At 71.1% G+C, this 18,127-nt stretch carries 15 protein-coding genes and 1 tRNA gene; 11 read left to right on the forward strand and 5 right to left on the reverse strand.

The window, feature by feature from the left end; all coding sequences use genetic code 11:
* Positions 1 to 18: 18 nt before the first annotated feature.
* Complete coding sequence (locus AB0M87_RS19790) at positions 19 to 2,400, reverse strand: hypothetical protein (RefSeq protein WP_365854564.1); 2,382 nt, start codon at positions 2,398 to 2,400, stop codon at positions 19 to 21.
* A 161-nt stretch (positions 2,401 to 2,561) separates the two neighbouring features.
* Between AB0M87_RS19790 and AB0M87_RS19795 the strand changes: the two genes are divergently transcribed.
* Positions 2,562 to 2,633, forward strand: a tRNA-Val gene (locus tag AB0M87_RS19795).
* A gap of 69 nt (positions 2,634 to 2,702) precedes the next feature.
* Here AB0M87_RS19795 and AB0M87_RS19800 read toward each other — a convergent pair.
* Entirely contained in the window at positions 2,703 to 3,428 is a 726-nt protein-coding gene (locus AB0M87_RS19800; protein WP_365854566.1) for a 3'-5' exonuclease, read from the reverse strand.
* Positions 3,429 to 3,600: 172 nt separating this feature from the next.
* On the opposite strand from AB0M87_RS19800, the gene AB0M87_RS19805 reads away from it, so the two are divergent.
* The 3 genes from AB0M87_RS19805 (at position 3,601) to thrS (ending at position 7,515) form a co-directional block, all read left to right on the forward strand.
* Complete coding sequence (locus AB0M87_RS19805; RefSeq protein ID WP_365854568.1) at positions 3,601 to 4,167, forward strand: DUF4365 domain-containing protein; 567 nt, start codon at positions 3,601 to 3,603, stop codon at positions 4,165 to 4,167.
* Entirely contained in the window at positions 4,167 to 5,390 is a 1,224-nt protein-coding gene (locus AB0M87_RS19810) for a hypothetical protein (RefSeq protein WP_365854570.1), read from the forward strand. Before AB0M87_RS19805 ends, AB0M87_RS19810 begins: the two co-directional genes overlap by 1 nt.
* 142 nt (positions 5,391 to 5,532) lie before the next feature.
* Positions 5,533 to 7,515 carry a threonine--tRNA ligase gene (gene thrS / locus AB0M87_RS19815; RefSeq protein WP_365854572.1) on the forward strand — a complete coding sequence of 661 codons (1,983 nt, stop codon included), beginning with the start codon at positions 5,533 to 5,535 and terminating at the stop codon, positions 7,513 to 7,515.
* Positions 7,516 to 7,546: 31 nt separating this feature from the next.
* Here the strand turns inward: thrS and AB0M87_RS19820 are convergent, their stop codons facing one another.
* Positions 7,547 to 8,218, reverse strand: a complete 672-nt coding sequence (locus AB0M87_RS19820; RefSeq protein ID WP_365854574.1) for a potassium channel family protein — start codon at positions 8,216 to 8,218, stop codon at positions 7,547 to 7,549.
* Positions 8,219 to 8,285: 67 nt separating this feature from the next.
* Between AB0M87_RS19820 and AB0M87_RS19825 the strand changes: the two genes are divergently transcribed.
* Positions 8,286 to 8,843, forward strand: coding sequence for an HIT domain-containing protein (locus AB0M87_RS19825; protein WP_365854576.1), 558 nt, complete (start codon positions 8,286 to 8,288; stop codon positions 8,841 to 8,843).
* A 51-nt stretch (positions 8,844 to 8,894) separates the two neighbouring features.
* On the opposite strand, the gene AB0M87_RS19830 is transcribed toward AB0M87_RS19825, so the two are convergent.
* The gene (locus AB0M87_RS19830; protein WP_365854578.1) at positions 8,895 to 10,562 is read right to left on the reverse strand and encodes a hypothetical protein; all 1,668 of its coding nucleotides are present in this window, start codon (positions 10,560 to 10,562) and stop codon (positions 8,895 to 8,897) included.
* A gap of 100 nt (positions 10,563 to 10,662) precedes the next feature.
* Positions 10,663 to 12,870, reverse strand: a complete 2,208-nt coding sequence (locus AB0M87_RS19835) for an elongation factor G-like protein EF-G2 (RefSeq protein ID WP_365854580.1) — start codon at positions 12,868 to 12,870, stop codon at positions 10,663 to 10,665.
* A gap of 241 nt (positions 12,871 to 13,111) precedes the next feature.
* Between AB0M87_RS19835 and pgsA the strand changes: the two genes are divergently transcribed.
* The 6 genes from pgsA to pdxT all read left to right on the forward strand — a co-directional run bounded on the left by pgsA (position 13,112) and on the right by pdxT (position 18,100).
* Entirely contained in the window at positions 13,112 to 13,777 is a 666-nt protein-coding gene (gene pgsA, locus AB0M87_RS19840; RefSeq protein ID WP_365854582.1) for a phosphatidylinositol phosphate synthase, read from the forward strand.
* Positions 13,774 to 14,676, forward strand: coding sequence for a phosphatidylinositol mannoside acyltransferase (locus tag AB0M87_RS19845; RefSeq protein ID WP_365854584.1), 903 nt, complete (start codon positions 13,774 to 13,776; stop codon positions 14,674 to 14,676). The genes pgsA and AB0M87_RS19845 overlap by 4 nt, the downstream gene beginning before the upstream one ends.
* A complete protein-coding gene (locus tag AB0M87_RS19850) occupies positions 14,673 to 15,833 on the forward strand; it encodes a glycosyltransferase family 4 protein (RefSeq protein ID WP_365854586.1) in 1,161 nt (386 codons plus the stop codon). The genes AB0M87_RS19845 and AB0M87_RS19850 overlap by 4 nt, the downstream gene beginning before the upstream one ends.
* 64 nt (positions 15,834 to 15,897) lie before the next feature.
* Positions 15,898 to 16,446 (forward strand): hypothetical protein, encoded by a 549-nt coding sequence (locus tag AB0M87_RS19855; protein WP_365854588.1) that lies wholly within the window; start codon positions 15,898 to 15,900, stop codon positions 16,444 to 16,446.
* Positions 16,447 to 16,586: 140 nt separating this feature from the next.
* Positions 16,587 to 17,510: a pyridoxal 5'-phosphate synthase lyase subunit PdxS gene (pdxS, locus tag AB0M87_RS19860; RefSeq protein ID WP_365854591.1), complete on the forward strand. Its 924-nt coding sequence runs from the start codon at positions 16,587 to 16,589 to the stop codon at positions 17,508 to 17,510.
* Positions 17,510 to 18,100, forward strand: coding sequence for a pyridoxal 5'-phosphate synthase glutaminase subunit PdxT (pdxT, locus tag AB0M87_RS19865; protein WP_365854593.1), 591 nt, complete (start codon positions 17,510 to 17,512; stop codon positions 18,098 to 18,100). The genes pdxS and pdxT overlap by 1 nt, the downstream gene beginning before the upstream one ends.
* Positions 18,101 to 18,127: the final 27 nt, after the last annotated feature.

Consider the following 18,127-nt stretch of genomic DNA (forward strand, 5'->3'; position numbering starts at 1 on the left):
GTCCGCGGGGCCGGCCGGTCAGCGCATGCGCGCCAGCCGGTGCCGCAGTCGGCGTGCGTCCCGCAGCCGTTGTTCGTACGTCGCGCCGACCGCCAGCAGCAGGAGGCCCGCGACGGCCGGCGGCAGCCAGCGGGGGAGCACGCCGACTACCTGGACGATGTACGGCGCCAGCTCGTGCAGAGCGTCCAGGGCGAGCACCACGCCGCCCAGGGCGAGCAGGGCCTGCAGCCGCAGCCGCGCGCCGGTCAGCGTGACGGCCAGCGCCGCGGCGCCCAACAGCAGAGGGCGCAGCCAGTGCGGGTCGCCCCACGCCGCGAGCAGACTCGGCAGCAGCGTCGCCGCCAGCCCCGGTCCGTACGCCGTCCACGACGAGGCACGCGGATCGCGGCTGCGGCGCAGCAGACCGACCGCCAGCGCGGGGATCGTCGCCGGCAGGGTGTACGCCTCGGGGACGGAGACCCCGGACGCGGCGAGACGCACCCAGGCGGCCAGCACGAAGAGCGCGGGCGCCGCGTAACCGACGGCCCGCCGCTCGGGGCGCACCGCGGTGCCCGCGGCGATCACCCCGCCCAGCGCGAGAACCAGCGACAGCACCGGAGCGTCGCCGATCGCCAGGACGACGGAGAGCAGGCCGGCCGCCGCCGCGGTGATCTCGACCGACGCCGCCGCCGGGTGGCGGCGCAAGTGGGCAGCCAGTACGGCGGCCGTGGCGGGCACCACCAGCACCAGCAACGCCGTTCCGGGCAGCGGGAGTCCGAACGACGCGCCGGTGGCACAGGCCAGCCCGGTCGCGTACAGCACGGCGGCACAGGCCGCGACGGGCCGCACCGGACCGGCGTCGGGCACGGTGGCCGCCGCGCCGAAGAGCACGGCGAGCAGCCCCAGCACGGCGAGGGTGGCGGGCTCCGAGGCCAGAGCCGTCGCGGTGCCGACGAAGGCGCCCGCCACCGCGCAGCCGAGCGCGGTCGCCGCGGGTCCACCAGGGGCTGCCGTGCTCAGGCGCACGGCCGCGGCCAGGGCCCCCGTCGTCAGCGCCGCATACCAGGCGACGGCCGCCGGATACGGCAGCGAGGCGGCGGCCGGGACGACGCACCCCGCTGCCCCGACCAGGGCGATGGCCCCGCAGGCGGCCTCGGCGCGCCACCGCGTAGCCGCACCGGCCGACCGGTGCGCCACCGTGAGGACCGCCGCGATCAGGAGCAGCGCCACCGGCGTGGTCGGCAGGCCGGGCCAGGACACCTGGAGGGCGTCCGGCATACCCGTCCAGGGCCTCTGTGCCCGGGCGAGCGGAGTGAGCACCGCCAGCGGCGCGGCCGGCGCCGCCCAGACCGCCACCGCTGCCTGAACCCCGCAGGACGCACCGATCAGTCCGCGCACCAGGGGGCGCGCAGCACGGGTACGGACGACCGCCAACAAGGCGATCCCGCACACCAGGACCAGGATCGGCGACCAGTCGTCCGCGACGGCGTGCCGGGCCACCCCGGCGACCGCGGCCACGGCTGCGAGCCCCGCCGCGACGGCCGGGACCGCCGAGGGGAAACGCCATGCGGCGAACAACGCGAGCGCGGCGCCGGTCAGCAGCATTACTCCCGGCACGACCGCCGCGCCCGCCGTGTCGGCGACCACCGAGAGGCGACCGGCCGTCAGCAGCGCGCCCGCGCCCGTGACGTACGCACCGGCGCAGGCGACGGTGCGCACCACGACTCCCTTCTGCCACAGCAGGACAGCCAGGTCGCCGGCCGCGGTGACCAGCAGCGCCCCGCTCGTGAAGAGCGGGCCTGCGCCCGCCGCGGCCGCCCACAGCAGCAGCGGCAGCTGGGCCGTGACCACGGCGGCGGGCAGCGGCAGCCGCAGCCTGCCCAGCGCAGCGCCGTATCCCGCCCAGAGCAGAGCCAGCACGGCCGAGGAACCGGCTGCGAAGGCGACGCCGCCGGTGTCCGGCGCGGCGACCTGATGGAGCGCATACGCGTCGAGCACCGTCAGGGCCAGGCCGATGCCCGCCACCGAGTCGCCCGTCGACACCAGCGCGCGCCGGAGCAGGGCCACCGGGGCAGCCAACGCGACGGCGGTGACCGCGCCGAGCACGGCCGCCCGGCCGCCGATGCCGAGGTGGCCCCAGCTCACCACCGTGAAGGCGATCGCCGCGATCGTCAGCAGCACACCGCCGAGGGTGAGCAGCACGTTCTGCGCACTGGGCGGCGCGGTCTCGGACCGCGGTGCGCTCTCGGGGGGCGGTGGAGTGGTGGCCCACGGCCGGCCCGGCGACTGGGCGACGCCCGGCTGCAGGGCGGCGAGCAGCCAGGCCCGGCGGGCCAGCAACTGATACCTGCGTGCGTCGAGTTGGGTCAGCTCGCGGTCGAGGAGCGCGAGCTCCTGCGCGGGCGGCGGAAGGTTCTCCATGAGCCATGAGTGTGGCCCCGGCCACACATCCCGTACAGCGCTCGGATACTCAGACCGGTGCTGAGTATCCGGTCCCCGGCGACCTGCGCCGGAAGCGGCCCGAGCTGCCGGAAGGAGTTTGAACGAAGCACCGGAAGCCCTGTATGGTTCAGTCCGTTCCCGGGCGATTAGCTCAGTGGGAGAGCGCTTCGTTCACACCGAAGAGGTCACTGGTTCGAACCCAGTATCGCCCACCGGGAGAGGCCGGTCCGTCCATCGACGGACCGGCCTTTTTGCCTGCCCGGGTCCACGCGCGGAGCCGGTCAGGCGGCCGCGGTCAGCTCGGGCCGCAGCGGCCAGGCCGGGTCCACGGTCTCCGGTGTGCCCTGGCGGGCGAACCAGGCCTGCAGACCGCGCGCCTGCGCCGCATGCCAACCGGCCTGCAGGGCGTGCAGCTCGGTGGGGGTCAGGCGCTCCAGGCGGGCCGCGAAGCGTCGCCCTATCGCCCGTACGAGTTCCAACGAGGCCACCGCATCGGCGGCCGCGTCGTGGGCGCCGTCCAGCACCACCGCGTACTGCTCGCACAGATCGGTGAGCGTCCGGCGGCCCTTGCGATAGCGGTCCAGGTGTTTGTCCAGCACCCTCGGGTCCAGTACGCGCAGCGGGGAGTCGCCGAGATACCGGTCCAGCGAAGAGGCCCGATGGCGCCTCAACTCCCGGTCCAGCAGGGTGAGATCGAAGGGTGCGTTCATCACCACCAGCGGGCGCCCCGCGGCGCACTGCTCGGCCAGCGCCTTCGCTATCTCCGCCACCACCGGCGACGGCCAGCGGCCGTTGCGCTGCAGATGCAGGTCGGTCAGCCCGTGTATCTCGGTGGCACCGGCGGGCACCGGGACGCCCGGGTTCACCAGCCAGCGGGTGATGCGCGGGCGTCCGCCCGCGGCGTCCTGCACCACCAGGGCGGCCGAAACGATGCGGTCGTCCTCGACGTCGACGCCGGTCGTCTCGGTGTCAAATGCGGCCAGAGGCCCCTCGTACCAGCACGGCATGTCCCAACTCCTCGCGCTCACTTGGCAGGTGGTGTGCAACATCTGCCCGATTCGGTGATACCCGGCTGTTTGCGACATACGCCGACCGGAGACAACACAGGTGACGGGCCAGGACATTGACGGCCCGCCACGGGGAAAGTCGGTTGGACAGTCCGGAAGGCACACCACAGTCATGGCGCTCGCGCAGCCCGAACGGGGCGGCCTGGTACCCGAGCGGTTCGCGCCGCTGCGCGGCTCGCTCGCCACCACCGCCTGTATGGAAACCCTCCAAGTCGGCTACCTCCACGCGGTGGCGGCGGCCTCGGGCTGCTCGCTCTCCCAGCCCTTTCCGGACAACGGCATCGACTGGCATGTGAGCCACGGCGCCGCCGGACACACGGTGGACGACGAAGTGACGATCAAGGTGCAGCTCAAGTGCACCTATCAGATCGCTCCCGACCCGCCGGGCGGGGCCTTTTCCTTCACGCTCGACAACGCCCATCTGGTGAAGCTGGCCCGCACCCCGGTCTCGGTGCACAAGATCCTGGTCGTGATGCTGGTGCCGCGGACCCAGGACGAATGGCTGCGGGCCGGTCACGACCGGCTGGACCTGCGGCACTGCTGTTACTGGACGAACCTGGCGGGCCACCCCGTGACGGGCAGGCACCGGACCACCGTGCGGATCCCGACCTCGCGGATATTCGACGACCGGGCCCTCTGCGACATCATGACCCGTGTCGGGGCCGGAGGGAGACCTTGATGCAGCACCGCCCGATCGACGAACCCATGCGCCCCCACCCGGTCGACGCCCCCGGCGTGTGGGACGGCGGTTCCGGGCCGTCCCCTTCCCTGGTCGACCCCGTCGTGCTGGGCGCGCTGCTCGGCCGGCACGGCTGGCGGCGGCGCGGCGGGGCCGCCGGACGCTATGCGCGCTGGACACCGCCCGGCCCGGCCGGCCGGGGCACCAGCGTGCTCGTCCCCGAGAGCCGGGCCTTCCCGGACAGCGAGGACCTGCTGGCCGAGGCGCTCACCGCGCTGGCCCGCTGCGCGGCGCCCTCCGCCCGGGAGGTGCTGGTCGCGCTCTCCGTGTCCAGCGACGAGATCCGCTGGTCGCGGGAGATGGCCGAAGGCCTGTCCGGGGTCGCCCCCTGGACCGTGCAGGAGCAACTGCGCGCAGCGGCCCGCCAGATGCTGCTGGCCGGCGCGCTGGCCGCCCGCGGCCGCGCCGGGTACTACGGCGCCCGGCACCGCCGGCAGGCCCAGTCGTCGCTGGAGGGGGCACTGGTGGGACCGGCACCGGACGGGCGCGGACTGACCGCCTTCGTACCCGTGGAGCAGGGCCGTGCCGCCGTGGTCCGGCTGCACCACGCACTGCACGCCACCCGGGAGGCCGTGGACTACCAGCGGGCGACCGGGGCGATGGATGCCTTCGACACCGCGGTGCAGGCCGGTGTGAGCCGCGAGCTGACCGAAGCGGTCGTCGCGCTCGTCCGGGGCACCGAGGGAGCCAGGATCACGCTCGCCTGGTCGCCCGCCGCGGGGACGCCGGAGGGCTGCGCGGCGCGGCCCGAACCGGTCGAGTTCTCTCCGGGTGACCTGCCCGCCCTGCGCCGGGCAGGCGCCCGCTACCTGAAGGACGAACCCTCACTGCCGGTACGGATCACCGGCGCGGTGGTCCGGATGCGGCGCTCCGCACCGGGCGGCCCCGGCACGATACGACTGCGGGTGCTGGCCGGGGCCGAGGTTCCGTACATCCGGATGGTGCTCGACGAGGAGGCCTACCGCATCGCGGGCCACGCCCACCTGGTGGGCCTGCCGATACGGGTGTACGGCAGGCTGCAGAGCCGCGGCGGATTCCGCCGGCTGACCGGCGCGGACGGCGTGGCGCCGGTGAAGGTGGACGAGACGGAGCGGGACCGGCTGATGAAGGCGCTCCAGGAGAACCTCGACTTCTTCGAGGAGGCCTGCACCGGAGATCTCTGACCGGGCAGGACGGTCAGCACGGTCAGGACAGGGCGCGCGCCGGGAGCCGTCCGTCAACCGTTTCGCATTGGGCTCCCCGGGCTCGGTACGATTCACCCGCGCAGTGTTTCCGCTGTCGCACCCCGTGAGTCAGGAGAGACCGGTGTCAGACGTCCGTGTGATCATCCAACGCGATTCCGAGCGGGAAGAGCGCGTGGTGACGACGGGCACTACGGCAGCCGAGCTCTTCACCGGTGAGCGCACCATCGTGGCGGCCCGGGTCGGGGGCGAGCTGCGCGACCTTGCTTACGAGCCAGGGGACGGCGAGGTCGTCGAGCCCGTCGAGATCTCCTCCGAGGACGGCCTGAACATCCTCCGGCACTCCACCGCGCACGTGATGGCGCAGGCCGTGCAGGAGCTGTTCCCGCACGCGAAGCTGGGGATCGGGCCGCCGATCAGGGACGGCTTCTACTACGACTTCGACGTCGAGACGCCCTTCACCCCGGAGGACCTCAAGGCGGTCGAGAAGAAGATGCAGGAGATCCAGAAGCGTGGTCAGCGCTTCTCGCGACGGGTCACCACGGATGAGGCGGCGCGCGAGGAACTGGCGAACGAGCCGTACAAGCTCGAGCTCATCGGTCTCAAGGGCAGGGCGGCGGACGCCGCCGAGGGCGCGGACGCCGAGGTGGGCGGCGCCGAGCTGACCATCTACGACAACCTCGACGCCAAGACCGGCGAGCTGTGCTGGCGGGACCTCTGCCGGGGACCGCACCTGCCGAGCACCCGGGCCATCCCCGCCTTCAAACTGATGCGTTCGGCGGCCGCGTACTGGCGGGGCAGCGAGAAGAACCCGCAGTTGCAGCGGATCTACGGCACCGCATGGCCCACCAAGGACGCCCTCAAGGCGCATCTGGAGTTCCTGGCGGAGGCGGAGCGGCGCGACCACCGCAAACTGGGAGCGGAACTCGACCTCTTCTCCTTCCCCGACCAGCTCGGCCCGGGCCTGGCGGTCTTCCACCCCAGGGGCGGTGTCGTCCGCAAGGAGATGGAGCAGTACTCCCGCAAGCGTCACGAGGAGGCGGGCTACGAGTTCGTCAACACGCCGCACATCTCCAAGGAGAAGCTCTTCGAGACCTCGGGGCACCTGCCGAACTACTCCGACGGGATGTTCCCGCCGTTGCAGTTCGACGATCAGAACTACCGCCTCAAGGCCATGAACTGCCCGATGCACAACTTGATCTTCGATGCGCGGGGGCGTTCGTATCGGGAACTCCCTCTGCGGCTCTTCGAGTTCGGCACGGTGTACCGGTACGAGAAGTCCGGTGTGGTGCACGGCCTGACCCGCTCCCGCGGCTTCACCCAGGACGACTCGCACATCTACTGCACCAAGGAGCAGATGGCGGGAGAGCTCGACTCGCTCCTCACCTTCGTCCTGGACCTGCTGCGCGACTACGGTCTGAACGAGTTCGAGCTCGAGCTGTCCACCCGGGATCCGGAGTCCGACAAGTTCATCGGCGAGGACGCGGAGTGGGAGGAAGCCACCGAGGCGCTGCGCCAGGCCGCCGAGAAGCAGGGACTGCCGCTGGTGCCCGACCCGGGCGGCGCCGCGTACTACGGACCGAAGATCTCCGTGCAGGTGCGTGACGCCATCGGCCGCTCCTGGCAGATGTCGACCATCCAGGTCGATTTCCAGCAGCCCAAGCGGTTCGGCCTGGAGTACACCGCTTCCGACGGCACCAAGCAGCGCCCGGTCATGATCCACCGTGCGCTCTTCGGCTCCATCGAGCGGTTCTTCGCGGTGCTGCTCGAGCACTACGCGGGCGCGTTCCCCGCCTGGCTGGCGCCCGTGCAGGCGGTCGGCATCCCGATCGGCGACGCGCACATCCCGTACCTGCAGGAGTTCGCTGCGAAGGCGCGGAAACAGGGGCTGCGGGTCGATGTGGACGCCTCGTCCGACCGGATGCAGAAGAAGATCAGGAACCAGCAGAAGCAGAAGGTTCCTTTCATGATCATCGCTGGTGACGAGGACATGGCCAACGGTGCCGTCTCCTTCCGTTACCGCGATGGTTCGCAGGAGAACGGCATCCCGGTCGACGACGCCATCGCCAAGATCGCGCGGGCCGTGCAGGACCGGGTCCAGGTCTGATCCGCAGGACAGCGCACCGGCCCCCGGAGAGCTACCCGCTCCCCGGGGGCCGCTTCTCGTCCTCCCGGGCGAAAACCTGCAGCAGCCAGGAGGAGAACGATCCGGTGACCGCGCCCAGCAGGGCGATCCCGCATGCCATCAACCCCACCGCGATCAGCCGCCCGAGGCCGGTCACCGGCGACACGTCCCCGTAGCCGACCGTGGAAAGAGTCGCGGCGGCCCACCACACGGAGTCACCGAAGGTGCGGATGCTGGCGCCGGGCGCGGTGCGTTCACTGCTGTAGACGGCCAGCGACCCGGCGAAACCGAGCAGCACCGCCGAGAGACTCGCATAGGCCATCACCCGGGCGTGCAGACTCAGCCGTGGCTGAGCTCGCCGGCGCTGTACGGCGGTGTACACCCGCACCATGCGCAGCGGTCGCAGCAACGGCAGGATCAGCACCAGTGTGTCCAGCCAGTGCGACCGGGGAAAGCGCAGGCCCTGCCCGCTCAGGACCAGCCGTACCGCATAGTCCGCTGCGAAGACCAGCCAGGCAGCCAGCAACCCGGCGAGGGCGGCGTTCCCCAGCAGTGGATCGGTGCCGCCCCGGGCCAGCACCTGGACCGCGTAGCAGGCCAGGAAGAACAGCGAGAGCGTGAACAGCGGCATCTCGGTGCGTGCCTCCCAGCGGGACAGTCGCTCACCGGCCTCCTTGGCGTCCATCGGCACAGCATCGCCGCAGTGGGCCCGGGCGGCGCCCCGGCGACGCGCTCCGAATGGGGGAAGCCATATGCTGCACAGCATGACGAGTGAGCCGGAACAGCAGATCGGAGTGGGCACTCAGGACGCTTTCAAGCGTCTGTGGACGCCCCACCGGATGGCGTACATCCGCGGTGAGAACAAGCCGACCGGGCCGGGGTCGGACGACGCGTGTCCGTTCTGCTCGATTCCGTCGAAGTCCGACGAGGACGGCCTGGTCGTCGCCCGGGGACTGCACGTGTACGCGGTGCTGAACCTCTACCCGTACAACGGCGGCCATCTGATGGTCGTGCCGTTCCGCCATGTCGCGGACTACACGGAACTGGACACGCCCGAGACCGCCGAACTGGCCGCCTTGACCAAACGGGCGATGACCGCGCTGCGTACGGCGTCCGGGGCGCACGGCTTCAACATCGGCATGAACCAGGGTGCGGCCGCCGGGGCCGGTATCGCCGCGCATCTGCACCAGCACGTCGTCCCGCGCTGGGGCGGCGACACCAACTTCATGCCGGTGGTCGGGCACACCCGAGTGCTTCCGCAGCTCCTGGCCGACACCCGCAAGATGCTCGCCGACGCCTGGCCGGCATGAGACAGTCCGCTCGCCGACGTCGACAGGCGCCGGCTCCGGCGTGCGGCTGTCTCAGGCCTCGTAGACGTCGGCCTGGCGGGGAGTCGGGTCCTGGACCAGGCCGCTCACGATCAGCGAACGCGTGGTGAAGCGCTCGGTGTCCACGCCGTGCTCGTCGAGCACCCGCATGGCCGCCGCGTGCACCGCCCGCAGCACCGGCGTGGCCGCGCGCATCGCGTCGTCGGCCATGAACCGGTGCCGCCACGGCTTGTCGGCCCAGGCGTGCCGCACACCGAAGGGCTCGGGCAGGATGATCCGGCCACCGGCCCAGTCGAGCAGGCCGGGGAACCAGGTGAGCGGCGCCCGCGCGGCCAGCCGCACCACCTCGTCGGTCTCCACCAGCGGCAGATGCCGTTCGGTCGTCTCCCAGAACTTGACGGCCTTGTTGACCTCTATGGTCTTCGGCTTGGGCTTGGTGGTGAAGAGCGCGTGCACCGGACCCAGCGCGTGCCCCGTTACCTCGATCCGCAGGGTCTCGTGCAGCACGGTGACGGTGATCAGCATGGTGATCACCAGCTGGCCGTCCCAGAGTGTGAACTGAACGCCCAGATAGTGGCGGTTGCCGCTGCCGAACTGCTGCTCGTTGCAGATCCGCTGTATCTCATGGCCCTTGATCTGGAAGGCGTCCACGTCCTCGCCATCGGGCCTGCTCACCTCGTCGGCGTTCTCCCCGATCGGGGAGACGATCCAGTGCTTGACGGAGGGAGTCGGGAAGCCACCGGTGTGCAGCGGGCCGCGCTCCAGCATCCGCAGCCGGTCGTGAATCGCCCGGATGACGTCCCAGCTGCGGAAACCATGGATCTCGGTGCCCTCCTTGAGGGGGACCAGCTCCTCGGCGAGCTGCCAGCTGCCCCAGCGGGTGCCCATGCCCAATATCCCTTTGGGGCCCGCGTAGAAGACCGCGTTGGACTGCTGCTCGGCGGTCAGCTTGGCCAGTGACTGGCGCAGCCGCTCGGCCGCGGTCTCGGTGGGGTTGCGCGGCACCGCCTCGGGGATCTTGGCTCCGACGGCGCTGCCGGACAGCAGCTCGTCCCAGCGCGCACGCATGTCTCTGGCGGTGGTCTCGCAGATTCGCTTGGCCCACACCCACCCGATGAAGGGGGCGACGATCATCGCCCGCAGGTAGAGGGCCGGCAACCCGCCGAACGGCAGTTTGACCAGGAAGAGCACCGCCAGCCCGCCCATGCCGACCAGCAGGACCGTGCCCAGCACCCCCGCGCCGCGGTTCTTCGCCCCGCCGATGGTGCGGCGCAGCTGGAACACGGCAAGCCAGAGCAGCAGACCGGGCAGGAAAACCAGGCCGAAAACAGCCATCACGGCGGTGAGCTTGGCGTCGCGTTCCTTACGGATGCGGGTCGCCGCCAGGCAGTGCTCCACCACCGTCTGGGGCTCCGTCCCGAAGGACTGGATGAGCGCCTTGCGGGTGCCGCCGAGCAGCCGTACCTGAACGGCGCGGGAGAAGGACTCACCCAGATTGGGCTCGAAGAGCGAGAACTTGCCCTTTTTCACCTGGGTCTTGTGCCACTCGCTGTTCGCCTTGAGTATCTCCACGACCGGGCTGTCCCGGTACGCGGCCGACGCCAGGGCATGCGTGGCAGCGGTCTGACCCGCTGATCCCTGGAGCGGGATCTGAGCCCCAGGAATGAAGTCGAATCCGTCGTTCGCCACCGCTGCCCCCATCGCCGCACCCAACCGCTGCTGCGGCTATTCCCCAACTACCGCGTTCCGCACACCTTCTCTGAGCTGGGACCACAGCGTATCCGTCGACCGGTGGCGTCAACTACAGGCCGTTCTCGGCCTGTTCCCGTACCCGGTCGGCCACCTGGGGCGGCATCGGCTCGTGCCGGACGTAGGAGCGGCTGAACCTACCGGTGCCGTGCGATACGGACCGGAGATCGACGGCGTACCTGCCGATCTCGGTCTCCGGGACCTCGGCCCGTACCAGGGTGCTCTCGGAGCCCACCTGTTCGGTACCCACGACCCGACCGCGCCGCCCGGAGATGTCGCTCATCACCGGGCCCACGAAATCGTCCGGTACCAGCACCTGCAGCTCCGCCACCGGCTCCAGCAGGTGGATCGGGGCATCCCGGGCGGCCTCCCGCAGTGCCAGCGCTCCGGCCGTCTGGAATGCCGCGTCGGAGGAGTCCACGGAATGGGCCTTGCCGTCCAGCAGGGTGACCCGGACATCGACCAGCGGGTGGCCGGAGGCGAGGCCCCGGGCGGCCTGGGCGCGTATCCCCTTCTCCACGGAGGGGATGAACTGCCGTGGCACCGAGCCGCCCACCACCTTGTCGACGAACTCGATCCCCGCCCCCGGCGGCAGAGGCTCCACCTCGATCTCGCAGATCGCGAACTGGCCGTGGCCGCCCGACTGTTTGACGTGTCGGCCGCGCCCCACCGACCTCGCTCCGAACGTCTCACGCAGCGGCACCCGGTACGGCACCGCGTCCACCTGGACCCCGTAACGGCTGCGCAACCGGTCCAGTGCGACATCCAGATGCGCCTCGCCGAGACACCACAGCACCAGCTGACGGGTGTCCGGATTCTGCTCGAGGCGCATGGTCGGATCCTCCGCGACCAGCCGGGAGAGCCCCTGGGAAAGCTTGTCCTCGTCCGCCTTGCTGTGGGCCGCGATGGCGAGCGGCAGCAACGGGTCGGGCATCACCCAGGGCTCCATCAGCAGCGGGTCGTCCTTCGCCGACAGGGTGTCGCCGGTCTCGGCCCGGTTGAGCCTGGCGACACAGGCGATGTCTCCGGCGACGCACTGGCTCAGGGTGCGCTGCTGTTTGCCGAAGGGGGCGGAGAGCGCACCGATGCGCTCATCGACGTCATGGTCGGCGTGGCCGCGCTCCGTCATGCCGTGACCCGACACGTGGACGGTCTCGTCGGGACGCAGGGTGCCGGAGAAGACCCGCACCAGACTGAGCCGGCCCACGTACGGATCGGAAGCCGTCCTGATCACTTCGGCGACCAGCGGCCCGGTGGGATCACAGGTCGCCGCGGGGCGGGTGCCGCCGTCCGGGGTGGTGACCGGCGGAGCCGGACGCTCCCGTGGCGTCGGGAATCCGCGGGTGATCAGCTCGAGGAGTTCGACCGTGCCCAGGCCCTGCGCTGCGCCGTCGGCGGCCGGCGCGGCCGCGAGCACCGGGTGGAATACGCCCCGGGCGACGGCCCGCTCCAGGTCCCCGATGAGCGTTTTGACGTCGATCTCGTCGCCGCCCAGATAGCGGTCCATGAGGGTCTCGTCCTCGCTCTCCGCGATGATCCCCTCGATCAGCCGGTTGCGCGCCTCGGCGATCAGTTGCTGCTGGTCGTCACCGGGCGAGGTCTCCTCGCGCCGGCCCGACGTGTAGTCGAAGAGCCGCTGGGTGAGCAACCCGGTCAGCCCGGTCACCGGGGCGTGCCCGTCGGCCCGCTGGGCGCCGTACAGCGGCAGGTACAGGGGGAGCACCGCGTCCGGGTCGTCGCCGCCGAAGATGCGGCCGCACACCTGGGTCAGCTCGTCGTAGCCGGTACGGGCCGTGTCCAGGTGGGTGACCACGATGGCCCGTGGCATGCCAACGGACACGCATTCCTCCCACACCGCACGGGTCGTGCCGGCGATGCCGGCGGCGTCCTGGGCGGCGGACACGACGAAAAGGGCCGCGTCCGCCGCTCGCAGACCGGCCCTGAGTTCACCGACGAAGTCGGCGTATCCGGGTGTGTCCAGCAGGTTGATCTTGATCCCGTCCCAGCTGAGGGGGACGAGTGAGAGCTGCACCGACCGCTGCTGGCGGTGCTCGATCTCGTCGTAGTCGGAGACGGTCTGGCCGTCCTCCACCCGGCCCGCCCTGTTGACCGCCCCGGCGGTCAGTGCGAGGGCCTCGACCAGGGTGGTCTTGCCTGATCCGCTGTGGCCGACCAGGACCACATTCCTTACGGAATCCGGCCGGTCGGCCGTAGCCGCCCTGCCGGCGGCTCCGGTGGGTGCGTTCGCCTTGTCGCCCATGATGGTGCCTCCCGTGCACGGTGAGGTGTCAGGGCGCGGACAGCAGGAGGAGCCGCAGTGCGTGGCGGCACCGGTGACGCCCGCGGTGCTTCGAGCTTTCCACTCACTTCACGATGCGTCCATACGTCGCGCCCGGCGACGCGGGGGAGAGGGCCCGGCAGTGGAGGCCCCGGGTCCTGGCTACGATGGACCAGCCGGTGGCCAATGGGGCCGCGCGGCCCACCGACCCCTCGGGAAGGCCATGCTGAACAAGTACGCGCGTGCATTCTTCACGCGTGTCCTCACACCGTTCGCCTCGTTCCTGCTCCGCATCGGGGTCAGCCCCGACGCGGTGACTCTCACCGGTACGGCCGGGGTGATGGCGGGTGCGCTGGTCTTCTTCCCCAGGGGAGAGTTCTTCTGGGGCACGATCGTCATCACGCTCTTCGTCTTCTCCGACCTCGTCGACGGGAACATGGCGCGCCAGGCCGGCATCTCGAGCCGCTGGGGCGCCTTCCTGGACTCGACCCTGGACCGGGTCGCCGACGGCGCGATCTTCGGCGGATTCGCGCTCTGGTACGCGGGCACCGGCGACAACAACATGTTGTGCGCGGTCGCGATCTTCTGTCTCGCCAGCGGCCAGGTGGTCTCGTACACCAAGGCCCGTGGTGAATCCATCGGACTGCCGGTGGCGGTCAACGGACTGATCGAGCGGGCCGAGCGGCTCGTCATCTCGCTCGTTGCCGCCGGTCTGGCGGGATTCCACGCCTTCGGCGTGCCCGGCATCCAGATCCTGCTGCCGATCGCTCTCTGGATCGTGGCCGTGGGCAGTCTGATCACCCTGGTGCAGCGCGTCGTGACCGTACGCCGGGAATCCGCCGAGGCCGACGCCGCGGCCGCCACCACCCAGGACAGCGGGGCGGTATGAAGGAGCGGCTGACGGACGCGCTGTACGGGCTGGGCTGGAGCGCGGTCAAGAAGCTGCCGGAACCGGTGGCCGTGCGTCTCGGCCGCACCCTCGCGGACGCGGTGTGGAAGCGCCGCGGCAAGAGCGTGCTGCGGCTCGAGTCGAATCTGGCCCGGGTGGTGCCGGACGCCACCCCGGCCCGGCTGGCGGGTCTCTCGCAGGCCGGGATGCGTTCCTACATGCGGTACTGGATGGAGTCCTTCCGGCTGCCCGCCTGGAGCCCGGAACGCGTGCGGAACGGGTTCGACGTCAAGGACGTCCACTACCTGACCGACGGCCTCGCCGCGGGCAAGGGCGTCGTCCTGGCCCTCCCGCACATGGGCAACTACGACCTGGCGGGGGCGTGGGTGACCACCGAGCTGGGAGTGCCCTTCACCACGGTCGCCGAACGCCTGAAGCCGGAGACCCTGTACGACAGGTTCGTCGCCTATCGAGAGGGCCTGGGCATGGAGGTCCTGCCGCACACCGGTGGCGTGGCCTTCGGCACCCTGGCGCGACGGCTGCGGGCCGGCGGGCTGGTCTGTCTGGTCGCCGACCGGGACCTGTCCGCGTCCGGCGTCGAGGTGAAGTTCTTCGGCGAGACCACCAGGATTCCCGCCGGACCGGCCCTGCTGGCCCAGCAGACGGGGGCGCTGTTGCTCCCCGTCACCCTCTGGTACGACGATTCGCCGGTGATGCGGGGCCGGGTCCATCCGCCGGTCGAGGTGCCCGGGACAGGTAGCAGGGCCGAAAAGACGTCTGAGATGGCGCAGGCGGTGGCTGACGCCTTCGCCACCGGAATCGCCGAGCACCCGGAGGACTGGCACATGCTGCAGCGACTATGGCTTGCCGACCTGGAGCCCCGCCAGGAGACCTCGTGAAGATCGGCATCGTCTGCCCGTACTCCTGGGACGTGCCCGGGGGGGTCCAGTTCCACATCAGGGACCTGGCCGAGCACCTGGTCCGGCTCGGCCACCAGGTGTCGGTGCTCGCCCCCGCCGACGACGAGACCCCGCTGCCGCCGTACGTCGTGTCGGCCGGGCGCGCCGTGCCGGTGCCGTACAACGGCTCGGTCGCCCGGCTCAACTTCGGTTTCCTCTCCGCGGCGCGGGTGCGGCGCTGGCTGCACGACGGCACCTTCGACGTCATTCACATCCATGAGCCGACCTCGCCCTCGCTGGGCCTGCTCACCTGCTGGGCCGCGCAGGGCCCGATCGTGGCGACCTTCCACACCTCCAACCCGCGCTCCCGCGCGATGATCGCCGCCTACCCGATCCTGCAGCCCGCGCTGGAGAAGATCAGCGCACGGATCGCGGTGAGTGAGTACGCGCGGCGGACCCTGGTCGAGCACCTGGGCGGCGACGCCGTGGTCATCCCCAACGGCGTCGACGTCGGTTTCTTCGACCGTGCCGAGTCGCGACCCGAGTGGCAGGGCAGAACCATCGGCTTCATCGGACGGATCGACGAGCCCCGCAAGGGCCTGCCGGTGCTGATGCGGGCGCTGCCGAAGATCCTCGCCGAAGTCCCGGACGCCCGGCTGCTGGTGGCCGGCCGCGGTGACGAGGAGGAGGCTGTGGCATCGCTGCCGAAGGAGATGCGCCGGAGCGTCGAGTTCCTCGGCATGGTGAGCGACGAGGACAAGGCACGGCTGCTGCGCAGTGTCGATGTGTACGTCGCACCGAACACCGGCGGCGAGAGTTTCGGGATCATCCTCGTCGAGGCGATGTCCGCGGGTGCGCCGGTGCTCGCCAGCGACCTCGACGCCTTCGCCCAGGTGCTCGACCAGGGCGCGGCCGGCGAACTCTTCGCCAACGAGGACGCCGACGCGCTCGCCCGGGCCGCGGTGCGGCTGCTCGGCGACGAAAACCGCCGCGCGGAGCTGCGCAAGCGGGGCAGCGCGCATGTGCGCCGCTTCGACTGGTCGACGGTCGGGGCGGACATCCTGGCGGTCTACGAGACGGTCACGGACGGCGCGGCCTCGGTCGACACCGATGAACGGGTGAGCCTGCGGGCGCGGTTCGGACTGGCCCGCGACTGACGGGCCGGCCCCGGCGCCACGGCCCGGCCAGGGGCCGCGCGCCGGCCCGGTAGCCTTGCCGCCCGTGACCGTAACCCTAATCATCTGGATCGCAGTCGCCCTCCTCGCGGCCGGCATGTATCTGAGCTGGACGGCCGGTCGGCTGGACCGGCTGCATGCCCGGATCGACGCGGCCCGGGCCGCCCTCGACGCCCAACTGCTGCGCCGTGCGTCGGTCGCCCAGGAGCTGGCCACCTCCGGCGTACTCGATCCGGCCGCCTCGATCGTGCTCTATCAGGCGGCGCACGCAGCCCGGCAAGCCGAGGAGGAGCACCGCGAGGTGACCGAGAGCGAGCTCAGCCAGGCACTCCGGGCCGTCTTCGGCGAGACGGCGCAGGTCGAGGCGGTGCGTGCGGCACCGGGCGGTGAGGACGCCGCGGACGAACTCGCCGCCGCGGTACGGCGGGTACCGATGGCCAGACGGTTCCACAACGACGCCGTACGGGCCGCGCGCGCCCTGCGGACCCATCGCACGGTCCGCTGGTTCCGGCTGGCCGGGCACGCGCCGTTCCCGCTGGCCTTCGAGATGGACGACGAGCCGCCGGTCGCGCTGGCCGACCGCCCCGGGAGCTGAACCCGGACGGGGCCGTACCGTGGAAGAGCAGGCGGAAACGCCGAAAACGATCCACCGGCTGTCCATTGGCCCTTGCTGTGGCCTGCTCCCTGCGCGTTCCATCAGAGCTGCAAGAACTCTCTTCCCCGAGCGAGGTACCCGTGTCGAGCACGCTTCCCACCCCCACCCAGTCCGCCGAGACCCCGGCCACCGGAACCGCGCGCGTCAAGCGCGGCATGGCCGAGCAGCTCAAGGGCGGCGTGATCATGGATGTGGTCAACGCCGAGCAGGCGAAGATCGCCGAGGACGCGGGAGCCGTCGCCGTCATGGCGCTGGAGCGGGTCCCCGCCGACATCCGCAAGGACGGCGGCGTGGCCCGGATGTCCGACCCGAACATGATCGAGGAGATCATCGAGGCCGTCTCGATTCCGGTCATGGCCAAGTCCCGCATTGGGCACTTCGTCGAGGCCCAGGTGCTGCAGTCGCTCGGCGTCGACTACATCGACGAGTCCGAGGTGCTGACCCCGGCCGACGAGGTCAACCACAGCGACAAGTTCGCCTTCACCACGCCGTTCGTCTGCGGCGCCACCAACCTGGGTGAGGCGCTGCGCCGGATCACCGAGGGCGCGGCCATGATCCGGTCCAAGGGCGAGGCCGGCACCGGTAACGTCGTCGAGGCCGTCCGCCACCTGCGTCAGATCAAGAACGAGATCGCCCGGCTGCGCGGTTACGACAACAACGAGCTGTACGCCGCGGCCAAGGAGCTGCGCGCCTCCTACGAGCTGGTCAAGGAGGTCGCCGAGCTCGGCAAGCTGCCGGTGGTCCTCTTCTCCGCGGGCGGTGTCGCCACCCCGGCCGATGCCGCGCTGATGCGCCAGCTGGGCGCCGAGGGCGTCTTCGTCGGCTCCGGCATCTTCAAGTCCGGCGACCCGGCCAAGCGCGCCGCCGCCATCGTGAAGGCCACCACCTTCTACGACGACCCGAAGATCATCGCGGACGCTTCCCGCGACCTGGGCGAGGCCATGGTCGGGATCAACTGCGACACCCTCCCGGAGAACGAGCGCTACGCGAACCGGGGCTGGTGATGACCACCCCAGTCATCGGAGTCCTGGCACTTCAGGGAGACGTGCGGGAACACCTGATCGCCCTGGCCACGGCGGACGCCCTGGCCAGGCCGATCAGGCGGCCCGAGGAGCTCGCCGAGGTCGACGGCCTTGTCCTGCCGGGCGGCGAGTCCACCACGATGTCCAAACTGGCCGGCCTCTTCGGCCTGCTGGAACCGCTGCGGGCCCGCATCGCGGCGGGCATGCCGGTGTACGGCACCTGTGCGGGCATGATCATGCTGGCGGACAAGATCCTCGACCCGAGGTCGGACCAGGAGACCTTCGGCGGCATCGACATGATCGTCCGACGCAACGCCTTCGGACGTCAGAACGAGTCCTTCGAGGCGGCCGTCGCGATCGAGGAGATCGACGGCGGACCGGTGGAGGGTGTCTTCATCCGCGCGCCCTGGGTGGAGTCGGTAGGCGCCGAGGTCCAGGTGCTCGCCCGGCACGGCGGCCACATCGTCGCGGTACGCCAGGGCAACGCCGTGGCCACCTCCTTCCATCCTGAACTCACCGGCGACCACCGGTTGCACCGGTACTTCGCGGACATGGTGCGCGACGCCCGGTGACCGGCGCCCGGTAGGATCTCTGGCGTT

Source organism: Streptomyces sp. NPDC051320 (assembly GCF_040682175.1).
GTDB lineage: Bacteria > Actinomycetota > Actinomycetes > Streptomycetales > Streptomycetaceae > Streptomyces.

What these genes read in the sequence shown, in the direction of transcription:
- AB0M87_RS19825 (WP_365854576.1), top strand. Translation starts at nt 8,286, where the DNA reads ATGCTGCACAGCATGACGAGTGAGCCGGAACAGCAGATCGGAGTGGGC.
- AB0M87_RS19830 (WP_365854578.1), bottom strand. Translation starts at nt 10,562, where the DNA reads ATGGGGGCAGCGGTGGCGAACGACGGATTCGACTTCATTCCTGGGGCT.
- AB0M87_RS19805 (WP_365854568.1), top strand. Translation starts at nt 3,601, where the DNA reads ATGGCGCTCGCGCAGCCCGAACGGGGCGGCCTGGTACCCGAGCGGTTC.
- AB0M87_RS19800 (WP_365854566.1), bottom strand. Translation starts at nt 3,428, where the DNA reads ATGCCGTGCTGGTACGAGGGGCCTCTGGCCGCATTTGACACCGAGACG.
- pgsA (WP_365854582.1), top strand. Translation starts at nt 13,112, where the DNA reads ATGCTGAACAAGTACGCGCGTGCATTCTTCACGCGTGTCCTCACACCG.
- AB0M87_RS19810 (WP_365854570.1), top strand. Translation starts at nt 4,167, where the DNA reads ATGCAGCACCGCCCGATCGACGAACCCATGCGCCCCCACCCGGTCGAC.
- AB0M87_RS19790 (WP_365854564.1), bottom strand. Translation starts at nt 2,400, where the DNA reads ATGGAGAACCTTCCGCCGCCCGCGCAGGAGCTCGCGCTCCTCGACCGC.
- AB0M87_RS19835 (WP_365854580.1), bottom strand. Translation starts at nt 12,870, where the DNA reads ATGGGCGACAAGGCGAACGCACCCACCGGAGCCGCCGGCAGGGCGGCT.
- AB0M87_RS19820 (WP_365854574.1), bottom strand. Translation starts at nt 8,218, where the DNA reads ATGGACGCCAAGGAGGCCGGTGAGCGACTGTCCCGCTGGGAGGCACGC.
- AB0M87_RS19845 (WP_365854584.1), top strand. Translation starts at nt 13,774, where the DNA reads ATGAAGGAGCGGCTGACGGACGCGCTGTACGGGCTGGGCTGGAGCGCG.
- pdxT (WP_365854593.1), top strand. Translation starts at nt 17,510, where the DNA reads ATGACCACCCCAGTCATCGGAGTCCTGGCACTTCAGGGAGACGTGCGG.